This window comes from Lysinibacillus sp. FSL K6-0057, from assembly GCF_038630885.1.
In the GTDB taxonomy this organism is placed as follows: Bacteria; Bacillota; Bacilli; order Bacillales_A; family Planococcaceae; genus Lysinibacillus; species Lysinibacillus fusiformis_F.
Genome location: NZ_CP152047.1, coordinates 4,306,067 through 4,324,252 on the forward strand (window position 1 = coordinate 4,306,067; position 18,186 = coordinate 4,324,252).

Annotated in this window: 17 protein-coding genes; 7 read left to right on the forward strand and 10 right to left on the reverse strand. The window is 38.0% G+C overall.

The features are described from left to right. Positions 1-749: 749 nt before the first annotated feature. The 3 genes from MHB40_RS21565 to mutY all read right to left on the reverse strand — a co-directional run bounded on the left by MHB40_RS21565 (position 750) and on the right by mutY (position 2,938). Complete coding sequence (locus MHB40_RS21565) at positions 750-1,298, reverse strand: DUF402 domain-containing protein (RefSeq protein ID WP_205445608.1); 549 nt, start codon at positions 1,296-1,298, stop codon at positions 750-752. A 333-nt stretch (positions 1,299-1,631) separates the two neighbouring features. After that, a complete protein-coding gene (locus MHB40_RS21570; protein ID WP_008173504.1) occupies positions 1,632-1,808 on the reverse strand; it encodes a gamma-type small acid-soluble spore protein in 177 nt (58 codons plus the stop codon). 80 nt (positions 1,809-1,888) lie between these two features. Further along, positions 1,889-2,938, reverse strand: coding sequence for an A/G-specific adenine glycosylase (mutY, locus tag MHB40_RS21575; protein WP_342441613.1), 1,050 nt, complete (start codon positions 2,936-2,938; stop codon positions 1,889-1,891). A gap of 197 nt (positions 2,939-3,135) precedes the next feature. Between mutY and MHB40_RS21580 the strand changes: the two genes are divergently transcribed. Continuing rightward, on the forward strand, positions 3,136-4,122 hold the full coding sequence (locus MHB40_RS21580) for a metal-dependent hydrolase (RefSeq protein WP_205445612.1): 987 nt from the start codon (positions 3,136-3,138) through the stop codon (positions 4,120-4,122). Positions 4,123-4,157: 35 nt separating this feature from the next. Here the strand turns inward: MHB40_RS21580 and MHB40_RS21585 are convergent, their stop codons facing one another. From MHB40_RS21585 to recX, 3 genes are read right to left on the reverse strand one after another with little or no spacing between them, the layout of a single operon-like run. After that, on the reverse strand, positions 4,158-4,427 hold the full coding sequence (locus tag MHB40_RS21585) for a YfhJ family protein (RefSeq protein ID WP_205445613.1): 270 nt from the start codon (positions 4,425-4,427) through the stop codon (positions 4,158-4,160). Beyond that, a complete protein-coding gene (locus tag MHB40_RS21590) occupies positions 4,428-4,757 on the reverse strand; it encodes a YfhH family protein (protein WP_036076977.1) in 330 nt (109 codons plus the stop codon). After that, positions 4,754-5,557, reverse strand: coding sequence for a recombination regulator RecX (recX, locus tag MHB40_RS21595; RefSeq protein WP_342533448.1), 804 nt, complete (start codon positions 5,555-5,557; stop codon positions 4,754-4,756). The genes MHB40_RS21590 and recX overlap by 4 nt, the downstream gene beginning before the upstream one ends. A 209-nt stretch (positions 5,558-5,766) precedes the next feature. Here recX and MHB40_RS21600 point away from each other — a divergent pair, with 209 nt between their 5' ends. The 3 genes from MHB40_RS21600 (at position 5,767) to rlmD (ending at position 9,000) form a co-directional block, all read left to right on the forward strand. Further along, the gene (locus tag MHB40_RS21600; RefSeq protein ID WP_342533449.1) at positions 5,767-6,675 is read left to right on the forward strand and encodes a TIGR01777 family oxidoreductase; all 909 of its coding nucleotides are present in this window, start codon (positions 5,767-5,769) and stop codon (positions 6,673-6,675) included. Between the two features lie 68 nt (positions 6,676-6,743). Continuing rightward, positions 6,744-7,568: a polysaccharide deacetylase family protein gene (locus tag MHB40_RS21605; protein ID WP_342441616.1), complete on the forward strand. Its 825-nt coding sequence runs from the start codon at positions 6,744-6,746 to the stop codon at positions 7,566-7,568. A 37-nt stretch (positions 7,569-7,605) separates the two neighbouring features. After that, the gene (gene rlmD / locus MHB40_RS21610; RefSeq protein ID WP_342533450.1) at positions 7,606-9,000 is read left to right on the forward strand and encodes a 23S rRNA (uracil(1939)-C(5))-methyltransferase RlmD; all 1,395 of its coding nucleotides are present in this window, start codon (positions 7,606-7,608) and stop codon (positions 8,998-9,000) included. A gap of 601 nt (positions 9,001-9,601) precedes the next feature. On the opposite strand, the gene MHB40_RS21615 is transcribed toward rlmD, so the two are convergent. From MHB40_RS21615 to MHB40_RS21625, 3 genes are all read right to left on the reverse strand, one after another. Further along, complete coding sequence (locus tag MHB40_RS21615) at positions 9,602-10,240, reverse strand: hypothetical protein (protein ID WP_342441617.1); 639 nt, start codon at positions 10,238-10,240, stop codon at positions 9,602-9,604. A gap of 489 nt (positions 10,241-10,729) precedes the next feature. After that, complete coding sequence (locus tag MHB40_RS21620; RefSeq protein ID WP_342533451.1) at positions 10,730-11,365, reverse strand: hypothetical protein; 636 nt, start codon at positions 11,363-11,365, stop codon at positions 10,730-10,732. Positions 11,366-11,603: 238 nt separating this feature from the next. Then, positions 11,604-12,788, reverse strand: a complete 1,185-nt coding sequence (locus MHB40_RS21625; protein WP_342533452.1) for an MFS transporter — start codon at positions 12,786-12,788, stop codon at positions 11,604-11,606. Between the two features lie 372 nt (positions 12,789-13,160). Here MHB40_RS21625 and MHB40_RS21630 point away from each other — a divergent pair, with 372 nt between their 5' ends. Continuing rightward, entirely contained in the window at positions 13,161-13,346 is a 186-nt protein-coding gene (locus MHB40_RS21630; RefSeq protein ID WP_016995373.1) for an SE1561 family protein, read from the forward strand. 40 nt (positions 13,347-13,386) lie between these two features. Here MHB40_RS21630 and MHB40_RS21635 read toward each other — a convergent pair whose 3' ends face one another. After that, positions 13,387-14,187 (reverse strand): YwqG family protein, encoded by an 801-nt coding sequence (locus MHB40_RS21635; RefSeq protein WP_342533453.1) that lies wholly within the window; start codon positions 14,185-14,187, stop codon positions 13,387-13,389. A 155-nt stretch (positions 14,188-14,342) separates the two neighbouring features. Here MHB40_RS21635 and MHB40_RS21640 point away from each other — a divergent pair, with 155 nt between their 5' ends. Both MHB40_RS21640 and MHB40_RS21645 read left to right on the forward strand, forming a co-directional pair. Beyond that, on the forward strand, positions 14,343-15,881 hold the full coding sequence (locus MHB40_RS21640; protein WP_205445631.1) for a fumarate hydratase: 1,539 nt from the start codon (positions 14,343-14,345) through the stop codon (positions 15,879-15,881). Between the two features lie 273 nt (positions 15,882-16,154). Further along, positions 16,155-18,059 carry a heavy metal translocating P-type ATPase gene (locus MHB40_RS21645; protein WP_342533454.1) on the forward strand — a complete coding sequence of 635 codons (1,905 nt, stop codon included), beginning with the start codon at positions 16,155-16,157 and terminating at the stop codon, positions 18,057-18,059. Positions 18,060-18,186 lie beyond the last annotated feature (127 nt).

The window sequence follows — 18,186 nt, forward strand, 5'->3', positions numbered from 1 at the left end:
CGTGGGATAGCGAGACAGGCGAAGCCCTGCACGGAGCGGTAGCGGAGGAAGCGATTCGGCGCTCGCCCACAGGAAAGCAAGTAGCCTGCAACGGAAATCCATTTCTACCTTTCAATTGACTGTTTTGTTTTTCAACACTAAAACACCTATTAGTTAAACTAATAGGTGTCATGTTGTTGAAAAAAGATCATGTCACTAGCAGAAAAAGATATTTTAGCAAGATGAAGGGGTGATTTCCGTTCCGCCAGCGTCCTTTCCAGGGGGCGTCCGATGAGCCGCTTCACTCACTAACGTTCGCTCCAGGGTCTCCTCTGTGACGCTAAATCCCCTAGGAGTGACGCTGGCTCCACTCCAATCAACCATTTTGCAAAATGTCTTTACTTTTTTCATACTAGCATAGCAATCAAATAGCCCAATAACTGTATTCTTAGGGGGATAGGCCCTTTATTTTCAATGTGGAGAAGTGATGCGTGACATCATAAAGAGTAGTGAACACCTTCACTTTATTTGAAAACCTTTGTTAAAAAGTTAAATATTTATTGGTTGGAGTGGAGGGCTACTTGACTCCCGTGGGATAGCGAGACAGGCGAAACCCTGCACGGAGCGGTAGCGGAGGAAGCGATTCGGCGCTCGCCCACAGGAAAGCAAGTAGCCTGCAACGGAAATCTGTTTTCACCTTTCACAAAAATTCTATTGATGGTTTTGTTTTTCAACACTATGACACCTATTAGTTAAACTAATAGGTGTCATTAACGATCATCTGACTGCATATCAAGCTGGAACTTGTAACGATTTGTCCAGACATCGATGAAATCGGGTGCAAATGGTCCTCTTTTTTGTTGAATCCAGCTTATTAATTTATCGACATTGCGCTTTAAAATCTTATCTATGACATCAGGATAAGACATTTCCTTACGATGGAGCTCATATTCATCCTCGTCTAAAAGGGTATAAGACATGTCAGGAAAAACTTTAATATCTAAATCATAGTCGATATATTTAATGGCATTATTATCGAAAACAAATGGTGAGCTTAGATTGCAATAATAATACACACCGTCTTCACGTAGCATACAGATGATGTTAAACCAGTGTTCCGCATGGAAGTAGCAAATAGAGGGCTCTCTCGTTAGCCATGTACGACCATCGGATTCTGTCACAAGTGTCCGTTCATTCGCACCGATTACGATATTTTTCGTTCCTTTTAAAACCATCGTTTCTTGCCAAACACGGTGGATACGGCCATTGTGCTTATAACTATGTATTTGTATCGTTTCTCCTTCTACCGGTAATGCCATTTTGTTAGCCCACCTTTTCGTCTATGCTACCTAAATCTAGCAGTCTCTAGTATATTATAGCAATGTGTACGCGAAAGGTGTAGTTAGAAAACCACAAATTTCACTACGCTATTTTGAATTTGTATAAAATTTAGTCAATTATAAGCGAATTTTATTATAATGTCAGCTTTGATGGGATTTTTTAGTTAATTCCGCAAATATTCCACCTCTAGAGGATTTCCTTTACAGCTGATGATTTACTTAACTGAACAATTTGAAAGGGGCTGTCTTTTTCATCTTTTCGGATTTAAGACAGCCCCTTAGAGGTAAATGCAATTATGCAGTTACAAAGTGTTACTCACCTAAATCTTGGTTAGTTTTAGAGAAACGACCTGAAGCTGGAGCTTTCTTTTGCTCTGCTTTCGCATTTTGCTTTTGCACTTCATTTACGTCCGTCTCATAACCAAACTCTTCACTTTGACGTTGCATGTTTTTATTCGGTTGGAAATTTTGGTTGTTTTGTTTTTTCATCCTTCATTCACCTCCACGCTAGTTATTGTGTACGGAGGTGATGACTTTTATGCTCATGAATTGATTATTTTAAGAAGGTTTTATTTTCCTGCTGTTTGCTTTTTTACTTCTTCCCAAATTTTTAGCATCGGAACAGGCATCGGCAAAAGTTCTATTTGCTCACGACTTAGCCAATCACCCAGCTCAGCGGATTCGCATTTTATATAATAGCTATTTATATGCCAAGTTAAATGTGAAAAAACATGTTTAAATGTAAGCAGCTCCTGTTTGGCCTGTCCATTTTCTGTACATTCCTTTGTATAGTTTTCTGCTGAAATTTGGCTCGTTTCCATCATGGGAAATTGCCATAGATTAGCTAGCAGGCCTTCCTCAGGACGTTGTTGCATTAAAAATTGTCCATTGTCATTTTCATATACGAGTACATCATATGTGAGATGCTTCATTTTTATTTTTTTTGATTTGACAGGTAATTTTTCTGGTTCTCCCTCATTAAAAGCCGTGCAATACTCTCTGACTGGGCATAATAAACATTTTGGAGAGGTAGGTGTACAAATAAGTGCACCCAGCTCCATTAAGCCTTGATTAAACGATGAAGCATGATGAGGATCAATTAGTTCCTCAACCGCCACTTCAAAAATCTTCTTCGTTTTTGGAAGAGCTATATCATCATGTATATCAAGCACCCTACTGAGAACTCGCATAACATTACCGTCAACTGCATGTTCAGGCTTATTATAGGCAATACTTAATATAGCGCCTGCAGTATAGGGACCAACACCTTTTAATTTAGATATTTCATGGCGATTGTCAGGTACTATACCGCCGTAATTTTCTAAAACCTCACGAGCACCTGCTTGTAAATTGCGAGCACGGGAATAATAGCCAAGACCTTCCCAATGCTTTAATAAGTATTCTTGTGGTGCTTCCGCCAGCAAATCTAATGTTGGAAAACTTTCCATAAAACGATTGTAATAAGGAATAACTGTATCGACACGTGTCTGTTGCAGCATCACTTCCGATACCCAAATCTTATAAGGGTCTGTTGTGTGTCTCCACGGCAAATCACGTTTCTCCGTGTTAAACCAGTCGACTAAAGATTGTCGAAATTCTGTTACATATGGGTAATTCACAGTGACCTCCGTTGTTTTTACGATTTAATTTATGATGAAAAGGGTATACAATGAAGAAAAGAATATTCGTGTATACTCGACAAAAACTGTCTCTTTCACACGAATGTCAGAATAGTTCAATATACCTTTTATCATTTTCGAAATAAAGTTGTATGCACATTGTACTCGATTTTAATGCATACTAGGAGTGGATATTTTTGGATTCAGGTACACATTTCGTTATGGGTATAGCCCTTGGCGGTCTTGCATTAGCCGACCCTGTAGTAGCCGATCATTCAATGACTTTTACAGCAGTAATGGCAGGTACAATTATTGGCTCACAAGCTCCAGATGTCGACACTGTGTTAAAACTACGTAATAACGCCATCTATATTCGACATCACAGAGGAATTACACATTCACTACCAGCTGTAGCTATTTGGCCTATTTTAATTACAATTGTTTTATCACTTATTTTGCAAGACGTAAATGTGTTTCATTTATGGCTTTGGACATTTTTGGCTGTTGGTCTTCATGTCTTTGTTGATATTTTTAATGCGTATGGTACGCAAGCAATTCGACCATTCTCTAGAAAATGGGTTGCTTTAGGTGTCATTAATACCTTCGATCCCATTATCTTTTCATTACATTGTGTTGGTATTGTGTTATGGGCATTCGGTACAAATCCAGTATGGACATTTAGTATCATGTATATGGTTATCGTGATTTACTATATTTTACGATTTGCCGTTCAAAAAGCGGTAAAAAATGCAGTGCATCATACTATTCAAGATGAAGAATATGTCATTGTAGCGCCTACTATGCGCTTCTTCCACTGGCGTATCGCAGCCAAATCTAAAACACATTATTACGTTGGGCGTGCATATGGAAGGACTGTTAATATTTACGATAAATTCGAAATTAAGCCTTTACCTAAAACTGCGCTTATAGATGCCGCAATGAAAGATCCTAACTTAGCTGCATTTGTGTCCTTCTCTCCAATGTACCGATGGGAGATTTCAGAGCTTGAAAACGGCCTAATAGAAGTAAGGCTAATCGATTTGCGTTACCGCAGTGACAATCGCTATCCTTTCGTGGCTGTTGCACATTTAAATGATGATAATGACATTGTTACGTCTTACACAGGCTGGATCTTTACAGAAGATAAGCTCCAGAGAAAACTACAAATTGGCGCAAGTAATTAAGCAGTAAACCCTGACCAAGATTGGTCAGGGTTTTATTATTGTGCCATATCATCACTAGCATCTAGTAAATGTATATACTTCGGATTACGTCCTGCAAATGCGTGTAATTTATCACCGTAGCTAGCAATTAATTGACGAACAAGATTTTCTGTATACGCTGCTCCACGATAATCATACCCTGCTTTTGCGGCAGTTGATTCAAAGTCACTCCATAGCAATTCCACCCAAACCCGTGCCCGTCCAACAGACATCTGTGGATTCTTTGCTAATAACTCTGCTGTTAATTTTTCAATTTTCTCATCCATTTATTTGCCCACCTTTACAGGGGAAAGGATAGATACTGGTAATGCCTCTTGGTACTTGTCCCCGCCTAAACGGTGTCCCCAAGCAAAACGTCCCTTTAAATAATCTACTTGGAAAAACTCATTATCTGAACCATCAATACGATACATTTCTCCTGGAACGATCGTATCCAGATCTACCAAATAAGCCGCAGCCATTAAAGCTTTGCGCTCATAAACAGCAAACTCATTGATAATTCCTAGCTGTTCTGCCTTTCGAGCTTTCTCTTTTAGAAAAGCAATTTCCTCTCGCAGTTCATGCTCAGACATAGCTGCATAATTTTTTTCACTCATTCTTCATTCTCCTTCTCTTCTATAAAACAATCTATTACTTCTATAGGAAAACCCTTTTGATAGAGCGCCTGTTTAACCTTCATTTTTAGCTCATAACCAGTATACTTCGATACGTACTTTTTCCAAACTTTTTCGCCTTGAGTATCTAACAACTGCTGCCAGTTGTCATCATCCTGCGCTATCTCCACTTGGCTAAGCACCTCTTCCACGATCGAAAATGCATACCCTTTTCTTAAAAGAAAATCCTGGATTTTGGTCTTTATTTGGGTTGGCGTTTTCTTATTCTCTGAGCGAATAATTTTCTCCGCTAACTGCATTGCCAGTTTTAATTGTTCCTCAAAACTATATGTAGCAAGCACCTCATCCTGCAAGTTTTTCTCAATGCCCTTTTTAATCAGGTCTTGTCTAATGGCTCTTGGTCCTTTTTTCATCGTAGCTTTCTTAGTATCAAGTAATGCCTTCGAATAGTTTTCATCATTAATAAAGCCATAGGATTTTAACTTTTGGATCGCCTCTAACACCACAGCTTCTCCAAATTCTAATGCGAGTAGCTTTTTCTTTACCTCATGCTCACTTCGCATTTGATAAGAGAGAAAGTTTAACCCCTTATTAAATGCCTTACGTATCTCATCTTCATAGGCAATCTCCTGGATTTCGAATTCATCGAGCACCTTCCCCTTTGTTAAACCGAACTGAATGAGAATGGCTTCATCAACCGGAAAAGCATATTCTTCATTTAAATAGATATTATAGCGTTCAGGATTGTTTTTTTGACGTGCAATTTTCGTAATCATACGCATAGCAAACACCTCACTATTGTCATTATAGCATTTCTTTATGGGGGTTCTGATATTTAGCGCGGGTATTTTGCCTTCATTCGCGAGTATTCACTTCCCTTCCGCGAGTAATTCTCATGCTCTGCAATGAATGCCTAAAGATGTTTACTTTCTTGTTACATGATAAACTTATTAGGAAGCGTTTTTATTCGATTAGAAAAGAGGTGCTTGTTATGAAAATCGTTATTGCAGGTGGCACTGGCTTTGTTGGAAAGGCACTTATAAAGCTATTGCAGAACAATGGACATGACCTTTTTGTCTTAACACGTCATGAGTCAAAGCTAGAAAATGGCGTTCACTATGTACAATGGCTGCAGCAGCACGAGCAACCTTTGGCAATATTTGAAGATGTGGATGCCTTTGTGAATTTAGCAGGTGTTTCATTAAATAATGGTCGTTGGACAAAAAAACAAAAGAAAGCTATCTATTGGAGCCGAATGAATGCAACATTGGAATTAGTACGGATAATGGACATGCTCAAGATAAAGCCAAAAGTACTTGTCAATGCTAGTGCAGTTGGTATATATCCTACTTCCACTCAAGCCATCTATAATGAAGATTTTACAGATTATGCAACTGATTTTTTGGGCACTACTGTTCATGATTGGGAACGCCATGCGAAACGAGCAGAAGCGTTAGGTATACGTGTGGCTCTTGCACGCTTTGGTGTCATCTTAGGGAGAGATAGTGGTGCACTTCCACCCATGCTATTGCCCTATCAAATGCATGTGGGTGGAACGATTGGTTCTGGAGAGCAGTGGCTTTCATGGGTACATATTGAAGATGTAGCACGTGCGATTTATTTCGCTATTACAAATGAAAATGTTCACGGTCCATTTAATATAACAGCGCCGCACCCGATGAGAATGAAGGAATTTGGTCAAACGATTGCAGAAGTCATGGACAGACGTCATTGGCTACCTGTTCCTAGCTTTGCGATGCGTTGTGCTCTCGGCGAACAAAGCACACTTGTACTAGAAGGACAACATGTGCTGCCAACCCTTTTAGAACAACAACATTTTATATTTAAATACCCTTATTTAAAGCAAGCACTTGAAAATTTGTTAAAGGCTCAAGATTAGAAAAAATTAAGTTGGATAATTTTTTTAGTAATTACGCATTCTAATGAAAAAGAAAGGATGCGTTTTTTATGTGGAAACAACATATTGTAGGTGCGGTAATTGCTACTTTTATTATTGCCGCAGGAATTAGCTTTAATCCATATTTTGCTGCTGGTTCTGATGAACATCATTGGGGCTTTAAGCGAGCTAAAAACGGTGAACAAGCAGAGGCAGGGGCACAGCTCGATCAGTTACTCGACAAATATGGTGCGATTTATAAAGGGAAGGCAGATAAAAAAATTGCCTATTTAACATTTGATAATGGCTATGAAAACGGCTTTACTGAAAGTATTTTGGATACATTGAAAAAAGAAAATGTACCTGCAACTTTCTTTTTAACAGGCCATTACTTAGACAGTGCCAGCGATTTAGTGAAACGCATGGTGAAGGATGGTCATATTATTGGGAATCACTCATATGGTCACCCTAATATGGCACGACTCTCACAGGATGGCATACGTGCCGAATGGAAAAAATTTGATGGCAAGTTACGTGAACTGACAGGCATCGATCGTACCACATATGCTCGTCCACCTGAAGGTATTTTTAATGCAAAAGTGTTAGAGGTGGGCAATGCTGAAGGCTATCGTCATATTTTCTGGTCTGTGGCCTTCAAGGATTGGATGAAGGATGAGCGTCGTGGTGCAGATTATGCTTATAATGCACTTATGGAACAATTGCATCCAGGTGCCGTTATTTTAATGCATACAGTGGCACAGGATAATGCAGAAGCTTTACCAATGTTTATTGCAGAAGCTAAAAAACAGGGTTATACCTTCTTATCGCTTGACGATTTAGTATTAGAATATGAAGATTTCCCTGTTGCTTTGCAATCGCCTGCTCCTTCGTTATAATGGGGAGATGACATTATAGAGCAGGGACGTGGAATGTTTGACACAGCAAACAACAATGACCGTGGGACAAAAATTCCCACTCACAATAAAAAGGCTAGGCATTAATGGTGAAGGTGTAGGATTTTATAAACGTAATGTGGTATTTGTAAAGGGAGCTATTCCTGGAGAAGAAATCACAGCTCAAATAACGAAAACACAGCGTAATTTTGCTGAAGCAGAGATTTTAGCCATTCGTAAAGCTTCAAAGCATCGTCAGGAAGCACCTTGTCCAGTGTACGATGACTGTGGCGGCTGCCAGCTTCAGCATATGACATATGACAAACAGCTAATAGAAAAGCGTGACATTGTTATGCAAGCATTAGAGCGTTATGCCAAACCTTTAGTTGAAACGATTGAAGTACGAAAAACACTTGGTATGGATGACCCTTGGCATTACCGTAATAAAAGCCAATTCCAAGTGCGTAAAGAAGGCAAGCGTGTTTACGCAGGTTTATTCGCTGAAGGAAGCAATAAGCTGTTAAACATTAATGATTGTCTTGTTCAACACCCCATTACTTCTAAAATTACCGTAGCCACTCGAAAAATTTTGCAAAAGCTAAATATCACTATTTACGATGGTCGTACGCTAGATGGTTTAGTGCGTACGATTGTTGTACGTACAGGGATTCGTACAGGTGAGACACAAGTCGTTCTTGTCACAACACGAAAAGAAATCCCTCATTTAGCTGAATTGATTACACGTATTAAAAAAATCGATCCAAGTATTGTATCCATTGCACAAAATATTAATCGTGAAAAAACATCATTAATCTTCGGTGATGAAACCATTGTACTTGATGGCAAAGAAACAATTCATGAAGAGCTTGGCGAATTGGCTTTTGATTTATCAGCACGCGCCTTCTTCCAACTAAATCCAACACAAACAGTTCATCTTTATGATGAAATAAAAAAGGCTGCTGCTTTAACAGGAAAAGAAACAGTAGTTGATGCATACTGTGGCGTTGGCACAATTGGACTATGGTTAGCGGATCAAGCGAAAGAAGTTCGTGGAATGGATGTCATTCCTGAAAGCATTCAGGATGCTCGTAAAAATGCTCGCAACCATGGCCTCAAGCATACGAAATATGCAGTTGGTACAGCGGAAAGTGTCCTAGCAAAATGGCGCAAGGAAGGATTTACTCCAGATGTGATTACGGTAGATCCACCACGCACAGGACTAGCACCTGAATTTATTCGAACAGTCCTTAAACTAAAACCTAAGCGTTTTGTTTATACCTCTTGTAACCCATCCACTTTGGCAAAGGACTTACAACAATTAGCGAAGCTTTATGATGTTGAGTATATTCAGCCAGTCGATATGTTCGCACAGACTGCGCAGGTGGAATGTGTTTGCTCCATGGTTCTTAAATCAGATTATCAGAAGAAATCATAAAATTATTGGCGGCTATAAACAGATAACTAATTACAGTTATCTGTTTTTTGTGTGTTTAACAAATTTGGAAGTAAATCAAATAGATGGGTATTATTGAACTCTATCAACATCTGTTACATTATTAATATAACAAAATGAACAAAGATACATAATTTAATAACTATTAAGGAGGTTGCTTATGACAAAGCAAACAAGTATTAAAGAATTATTTATCTTTAGATTGGAATCATTGCAATAGGTTCCTTATATCCTACTATACTATCCAAAATTCCGACCCAATTAGAGCAATTTAGTGAAATGGGGATTTCAGGACTAGGAATACAATTTCATTTGATGGTTTAAAACTAAAAAGAGGATTCGAACAATGCAGGTGGAATACGTCTGTTCCATGATTCTTAAAACCGATAGACAGAAATGAAATAACGACTAAAAGGTGCTGTTCTGCAAACTGCGGACTGCACCTTTTTAAGTTAATTGAAGTGCATAAAAAAAGAGGGACTGAACTTTAGGTCCCCCTTAGTCAATTCATTTATAATTTATTATAGCTATTTTATATTTATAAAAAACAATTATTACATTCTCTTTGTCATATTCTAACTTCTCAATCATGACATTTATATTTACGGCATGGTGGGAGAGTAAATTCGATATGATAAACTAAATACACTTTATCTTCACATCTAATAAAATCACTTAAATGAACTGAAATTTTTGAATGACAAAGGTCTATCGGGCAATCTGATTCACATTCAGGTAAATAGCACAATACCTGATCTACAGATGTTGATCCTTGACCAGCTGCAGTTCTAAAGTCAAGTTTTTTCTTACAACCATCTATAAAAACTTCCTTAAAATTAAACCAATAACCTAATTGTCCACAAATATGAACAGCATTTAATTTAGTTTTCACTTTTTCTGGAGGACAACCTGGAATATTTATTGTTGCATAAGTAGTACACGGCTTCACTATACAATGAAGTCTTGAAAAATCAGCTGATGCATTGAATCCATATTTAGAAACAGCAAGTAAATTCACAGGTGCCTCTTTTATAAAACATGTAGAGAACTTTTTCTTACAAGGGCTATTACATTTCGAAGGATGTTTGATATATTTCTCCCACATTTCTTCTTTTGAGCCTACAAAGCTCATTTTTTCCTCATCATATAAATCTTTCATTTGCTGAGATAAGTCTATTTCAATATCAACCTGATTCATTTCAAAAAATTCTTCTGACATCATTATCCACCTCCTTTTTGCTTTATTAGTACTAGTTTATTCTGATTTGATTGTCATTTATGGTATATCAAACCATATATTACTTATTATTTTTTTTATGTAAAATAATTAGATGATTGACATAGATTATAATTTGCTTTTTTCTTAAGTAACTAGTTTTCAAATAAAAAAAAACGTTTCCATATAATAGGAAACGTTTTTTTCTAATGCACAGCACAAGCTGCCTGGTGGATGATGGATGGTCCAGAAAAGTCGATACCTTAACCGATATCCCAGGATTTAAATGATTTTTAAATGTTAAACTTTCAGCTTTTATCAAAAGAACTTTGACACGTAAGCTTTGTACTTTCATCTTTCACCTTTGAGCTTTCAAATCAGTTTAGTTGAAAGTTACCATTTGTGTAAGGCATGTTTTACGTTTTAACTCGCACACATGCCTTGAAGCGCGAGCGACTTTTCGTTTTCCATTTTCGCTAGGCCATGCAAATCTTGTTAAACTTGCACTTCAATAAAGGTTGTAGCGTTCGATTCTGATAAGACAGCGTCAACCTCTGTTTCAAATTCTTCAATCCGATTGCTCAATCTCTCTATTTGCTGTTTAGCATTTAGGGGGTCAATGATTTCAAACTCATTTCTTTTCATAAATGTTTCGGTATGTAATTTGACTTCCTCTGGCGATTGTTTATCTTTATTGCCCAATATGTTAATTAAATAGGTTTCCAGTTTTCCAGGTAATGCATCATTTTCTTTGGCAACGGTATTGATTGCTGAGCGGTGCTGATGCTGTATAATTTCTAGCAAATTCTTTTCGTATTGAATGGATTGTTTCCGCTCAATTGCCTCAGCTACAGTCATTTCCTCCTTGCCCACCATCACCTTCGTGTTTGCGTTGGACTGCACAACTAGCGCTTTTATTTTATTTCGATAGCTCATTAAGCCTACTACTTTATCATAGGATGCTTGCATTTGCTTTTCATATTCATGAATGTCTACACCATTAATTTTACAATTGCTTTTTCGATTAGCTACGACTGCGCTAACCTCATTTGTGGCTGCTTCAATTCGTAGATTCAGCATCTTTAATTCTGTTAAGGCACGGTGGATAGATAGTTTTTTCATTTCAGTCATAATAAAACCTCCTTTTTAAGCAAGTGTTCTTTCATTATAAATAGAAAGATGAATAATGTCCAAAATTCCCCATTTTCTTTTTTATTGATTTCATTAGAACAAGCCTGTATAATAACTTTCTAGGTGCCAAACCTATGTAACTTGGACGGAACATCCTTGTTACGCCAAAAAACGCCATAACAGCACGGATTTGCTGGGCGTTTTTTGTTTTTTGAGCGGGAGATGAGCCCCGCTCTTTTTATTTTGCCATCGTTGTTTGTTGATGCTTTTGGCGTCCAAATATAAGTAAAACTATTGCAACAGCTAGCAAAAGCATTGCCACTAGTAAAAGGAAGCTATAATTTTTTACATATTCTAAATAAACCCCACCTAAAAATGGCCCTGTTAAACTACCAATACTTAAAGCAATTCCACAAAGTAAATTCCCCGTAGGCAGTAGCTCCTTTGGTGTCAAATCAGCCATAAATGTAATCCCCAAAGAAAACATCGAGCCAACTAGCGTACCCGTTAAGAAAAAGACGACAGCCACAGCGAATTGTGAATGCTCTAAAAAGCTTGCAATCGCGAACATAATTGCGCCACCAAATGACCCAAACATCAAAATATTCCTTCTCCCTACTTTATCTCCTAGTGCACCAAGCGGCACTTGCGTTAAAATACCACCAAATGTAAACACAGATAAAATAATAGGAATCATGCCGACTTCAAAACCTTTGCGTAATGCATAAACAGGGAATAAGGCATTTAACGAAGATTCCAAAAAACCGTAAACGAAAGGACCTAAAAAGGCAATCCACCCAAATAAAATAGCCATTTTATACCGTTGCCATCCTCTGGCATTTAAGTCACCTGTTAAACGCTCAGGCTTTTCGTTTTGTAAGAAAAATACAAAGGACCATGCAAATAGGCACATAATGGAAGATACGATAAACGGTAGGGCTTCAGCAATTTCAATTAGCTTCACCATCAGTGGTCCAACAGCAAAACCTATGCTAAATGACAAGCCATAGATAGCCATTCCCTTCCCTAAGCTTTTATGATCTGCTGTACTTGTAATCCATGTTTGTGTTGCATAATGCAGGGCATGATCGCCAACACCAATTAATAAACGAAGGACAAACCAAAAAGTCACACTTTTCCATAAAGGAAATGCAAGTAAAGACGCAAAAACTAGTGCTCCACCAATTAAAATAATCGGTTTATAGCCCCACCTGCGTAAGGGCTGCTCGATAAATGGTGAAATTAGTAATGTTCCTATGTATAAGCCAGTTGCATTCAAGCCATTCAATGCAGAGGATACCCCATCTCGTTCAAATATTATCGAAATAAGCGGTAATAGCATTCCTTGTGAAAAGCCTGATATGGATACAATTAATACTAAAATGGTAAATCTTTTTTTGCTGTAATCTGAGAAGTACGTCATTTTTTCCTCCAACATCAAGTCATTCTTCCAAAGAACAGCATACCAAAAAGCCTTAGCGCTCACCACATGTGATTTTACGCTAAGGCCTAACTAATACTTATCCTCATTTAATTGTATAAACACGAATTTCGGCTTTTGAGTATTACCGAGTACTTGTTTAAACTCCCTCCTTTTCGAGTTAGCGTTGCAAATGACTTTTTTTTGATCAGCTCCTTTACTTTATCTTAAAACAACTTTAACATACATCCTCAATATTGTAAATATTCTGTCTATTGTTTTTTGAAATTAATCTTTTAGTCCTAGGTGTTTACCTAAACATTGAAATTTAAGCTCAAATCAGCTACGATGAAAGGGATGAAATGAGGTGTACGAATGTCAAAGCCAATCACTGATAAAGAGCAGCAAGTAACCTATTTAAAAGAGCGTCTTGAGATGTTTTTAGAAGTATTAGATGCCCTTGACCCTGAAACAGCTGAGTTAGAAGATATTGATCGCTTAATCCAAATGATGGATGATTTAGAGGACAAAATGGAGCAGTTTCATGCTCGTGAACAATAATGAATAATAAACAAGCGAGCATCGTGTGCTCGCTTGTTTTTTAATGGCAATCCCAATTATAAAGTACCTTGCTAAAATCTTTATTGATTAACTCTTCCTCTGTGATAAAGAAATTGCCTACACCACAATCGCCCCAAAGAATATTATCGCCGATACTATCTATCTGTAACAGCATAATGATTGAATCTGTATAATCACCGTATGCTCGTGGATCTTCTTGCGTAAAGAATGGATATCCCCCTATTTTATGACCATCACCAGTCATAGCATCATAAAAGCCGTCTTCTAATGCCTCGTCATTCTCCAAAGCTGTTAAGATACTTGCGTACATGTCATTGCTTCTAAAATCATCAATCGACATCGGTTCAACATCTGCCTTAAAGGATAATGCCATTTCACGCTCCACGGGAAAATATAGTTCCTCATCATCTATTTCTACAAATGAAAAGTCTTGAATAAGCTGTGCTTCATCTTGCGTAATTTGTTCATGGAAAATTACACGAAAGCCTTCTTGATTTTGCCCATTATCAAAATCCATTCCTAAAACATCGTCATAACCATCAATATAAAACTGCAGTATTCCCTCTTCTGGGAAATGGGGTAGGTGCTTTGGTACCTCTGCAAAGTTAATTTGAGCTAATAGCTTTAACGGTTGTCCCTTCGTATTTTTTGGATATTCCATCGCCAACGGAAAATAAGGATCTCCTGCAAACTTACTTTGAAACAAAGATGTTTTACTTATCTTCGTATCAACCAATACAACAGGCTTCACTGTTCCTTCTATTAACGGTCTATATTGTTCAAACGCTTCTGGTATTTCAAGTAATGTTTTAGCAGCCATACAAGTTCCTCCTAATAATGGATTTATCCTCATTTTAGAACAAACGTTCTATAAAATCAATACTCTCCTACCAAATAAGGACTCTTTTTTTCATTAGTTGAAAAGAGTATAATGTAACGTGGAAATAATCAATTTTTCTATGGGGGGCAATACCAATGAATCTACAAACTTTGGAGAAAAGTCTTTACGATTTAATTACTGAAACATCTACGAATTTACCTAAGGATGTACGTCGTGCTATTAAAAAAGCAAAAGAAGCTGAGAATGCTGGTACACGTGCAGCAATGAGCTTAGACACAATCGCGAATAATATTATTATGGCAGAAGATAACGTGTCACCAATTTGCCAGGATACAGGATTACCAACTTTCAAAATCTATACTCCTGTTGGCGTAAACCAATTAGAAATTAAAGCTGCAATCAAAAAAGCAATCAATGATACAACTGCAGATGCTAAATTACGTCCAAATGCGGTGGATTCATTATCTGGTGCAAACAGTGGGAACAACCTTGGAGATGGTTTGCCAGTAATGAAATTTGAGCAATGGGAAAAAGATTACATTACAATTAAGTTAATTCTAAAAGGTGGCGGCTGTGAAAACAAAAACATTCAGTACAGTTTACCATGTGAATTAGAAGGTCTTGGTCGTGCAGGTCGTGACTTAGATGGTATTCGTAAATGTATTTTACATTCTGTATACCAAGCTCAAGGTCAAGGCTGTTCTGCTGGTTTCATTGGTGTAGGTATTGGTGGAGACCGTTCTTCTGGCTATGATTTAGCAAAAGAGCAATTATTCCGTCATGTTGAAGATACAAATCCAAATGCTGATCTTGCAAAATTAGAAGAGTATGTAGTTAAAACAGCTAACACATTTGGTATCGGTACAATGGGCTTCGGTGGTGAAGCAACATTACTAGGATGTAAAATCGGCGTAATGCACCGTATCCCTGCTTCTTTCTATGTATCAGTAGCGTATAATTGTTGGGCTTACCGTCGTATGGCTGTGGACATCGATCCTCAAACTGGCGAAATTATGAACTGGCACTACCAAGAAGGTGAAAAAATTACCTTCAAAGAAAATGAAGTAGCTGCTACAACAGAAGATACAACTACAGATGTAGTCGAGCTTACTGCGCCAATTACTGAAGAACAGATTCGTTCACTAAAAGTTGGTGATGTCGTTTCTATTACTGGTCGTATGTATACTGGCCGTGACGCCATCCACCACCATTTAATGAGCCACGATGCACCAGTTGATTTAAATGGACAAGTTATTTATCACTGTGGACCTGTAATGGCTAAGGATGAAGAAGACAATTGGACAGTAAAAGCTGCTGGTCCAACTACTTCTATTCGTGAGGAGCCTTATCAAGGAGATATCATGAAAAAATTCGGTATCCGTGCTGTCATTGGTAAAGGTGGAATGGGACCAAAAACATTAAAAGCGCTTAATGAACATGGTGGCGTTTACTTGAATGCAATCGGTGGAGCAGCTCAGTACTATGCAGACTGCATTAAAGGCGTTGATGGTGTTGATTTAATGGAATTTGGTATTCCTGAAGCTATGTGGCACTTAAATGTTGAAAACTTTACAGCAGTTGTAACAATGGACTCACATGGTAACTCACTACATGCAGATGTGGATAAATCATCGTTAGAAAAGCTTGCTTTGCATGCGGAAAGAGTTTTCTAATTAAATAATAGGTAGCAGTAACCCATTTTATTGCACAATTTTGTAAGGCACAGAATATTCCTAGTGAATAGACTGTGCTTTTTCTATTTAAAAGTCTTTTTCAAATTGTTTCAATCTCCTTCAAACTTCCTACTTTATTTTTACAAATTCCTTTGTTATAATAATTCTAAATAAAAGAGATGGTAAATGAAATCCATTTTCAATTGAACATCTCTATAAAATGTTATTTAATAAAGGTTTTGATATTGATTTTCATTATCAGGAGGGATATGAATGGAATACTCTAATCGAGAAAATATAAATTTAATTGAGAAAATAAAAGAACATGCAGAATTAATCGCTGCATTGATGGCCGGTATTTTCATCTTACTTGCATGGCGTTTAGACACTGGTGGACAAACAACGGCTTCTGTTCTACTGTATTTAATTGCCTTTTGTGTGGGTGGTTTCGCGAAAGCAAAAGAAGGTATTGAAGAAACGATAGAAGAACGAAAGCTAAATGTTGAGCTGTTGATGGTATTAGCGGCAATTGGTTCAGCAGCAATAGGCTATTGGACAGAGGGCGCTATCCTTATATTTATTTTTGCGGTAAGTGGTGCACTAGAAACATATGCGATGAATAAAAGTCATCGCGAAATATCAGCCCTTATGAATTTACAGCCAGAAGAAGCTTGGTTAGTGCGTGGTGGATTTGAGCCTATGAAGGTGTCAGTGTCCACATTACAAATCGGTGATCATTTATTGATTAAACCAGGTGAACGTATTCCAGCAGATGGTATTATTTTCAAAGGCCAGTCGTCCATTGATGAATCAGCTATAAGTGGAGAGCCACTGCCTATCTCAAAAAGCGAAGGGGACGAAGTATTTGCGGGCACAGTAAACTTAAATGGTGCAATTACAATGGAAATGACAAAGGCGAATTCAGAAACACTTTTCCAAAAAATTATACAGCTCGTCCAAAGTGCTCAAAGTGAAAAATCTCCCTCTCAACAATTCATCGAAAAGTTTGAAGGGACCTATGTAAAATTTGTTTTACTAGGTGTTGCCATTATGATGTTTCTTCCCCACTTCTTGCTTGGCTGGGACTGGACAACAACATTTTACCGAGCAATGGTGTTATTAGTGGTTGCTTCTCCTTGTGCACTCGTAGCATCCATTATGCCTGCCACACTCGCTACTATATCAAATGGTGCAAAAAATGGTGTGCTGTTTAAAGGTGGTTTACATTTAGAGCATCTTAGTGTATTACGTGCCTTGGCTGTCGATAAAACAGGTACTTTAACTCAAGGTAAACCAGTTGTTACAGATTTTATTGTCCGAGATGGCGTAGAGCGTGATATGGCTTTAGCAATTCTTGCAGGAATCGAATCTCAATCCAATCACCCCCTTGCCCAAGCTATTACCTCGTATGCTAAGGCTGAGGGAATCCACGCATTGCCACAAGCAACGATTGAAGATATTCCTGGCTGGGGGATAAAAGGAACGATTCATAATGAAGCTTATCAAGTAGGTAAACCAGAGTTTGTTGGTGCACAGCTTGCTAGTGATTTTGCCAACAATGCGGCTACAAAACTTGCAGCCGAGGGCAAAACAGTTATTTTCATTCGGGATCAACATGGGATTGTTGCATTAACAGCGCTAAAAGATACTGTACGCAACGAGGCTAAGAAAGCTATAACATTATTAAAAGAGCTTGGTATTCAAGTAGTGATGCTTACAGGTGACAACGAAAAAACGGCCAAAGTTATTGCGAAGGAAGCTGGCGTTACTGAATATGTCGCAGAATGTCTGCCTGAAACGAAGGTTACTGAAATGAAACGCCTACTTACACAGCATCAATTCGTTGGCATGGTAGGCGATGGTATTAATGATGCCCCTGCATTGGCTACGGCAACTACTGGCATTGCTATGGGTGAAGGAACAGACGTTGCGCTAGAAACAGCCGATGTTGTGCTGATGAAAAATGACTTATCGAAAATCGCCTATGCTGTTCGTTTATCACGTAAAATGCAACGTATTGTGAAACAAAATATTTTCTTCTCTATTGGGGTCATTATGTTATTAATTGCCTCTAACTTTTTACAAGTAGTCGACTTACCTTTAGGCGTAATCGGCCATGAAGGTAGTACAATACTAGTTATTCTAAATGGTTTACGTATGCTCAATAAAAATGTTTAACATCAATCATGCCTCAGCGTAATTGCGCCCAGATTTTTTTAGAGCTTGCTCGAAAAAATCTGTGACATCCGCTGGGGCTTCAATACTGTTTCAGTCGTTGTGTAGACACCCATTGAACAATTGGTGC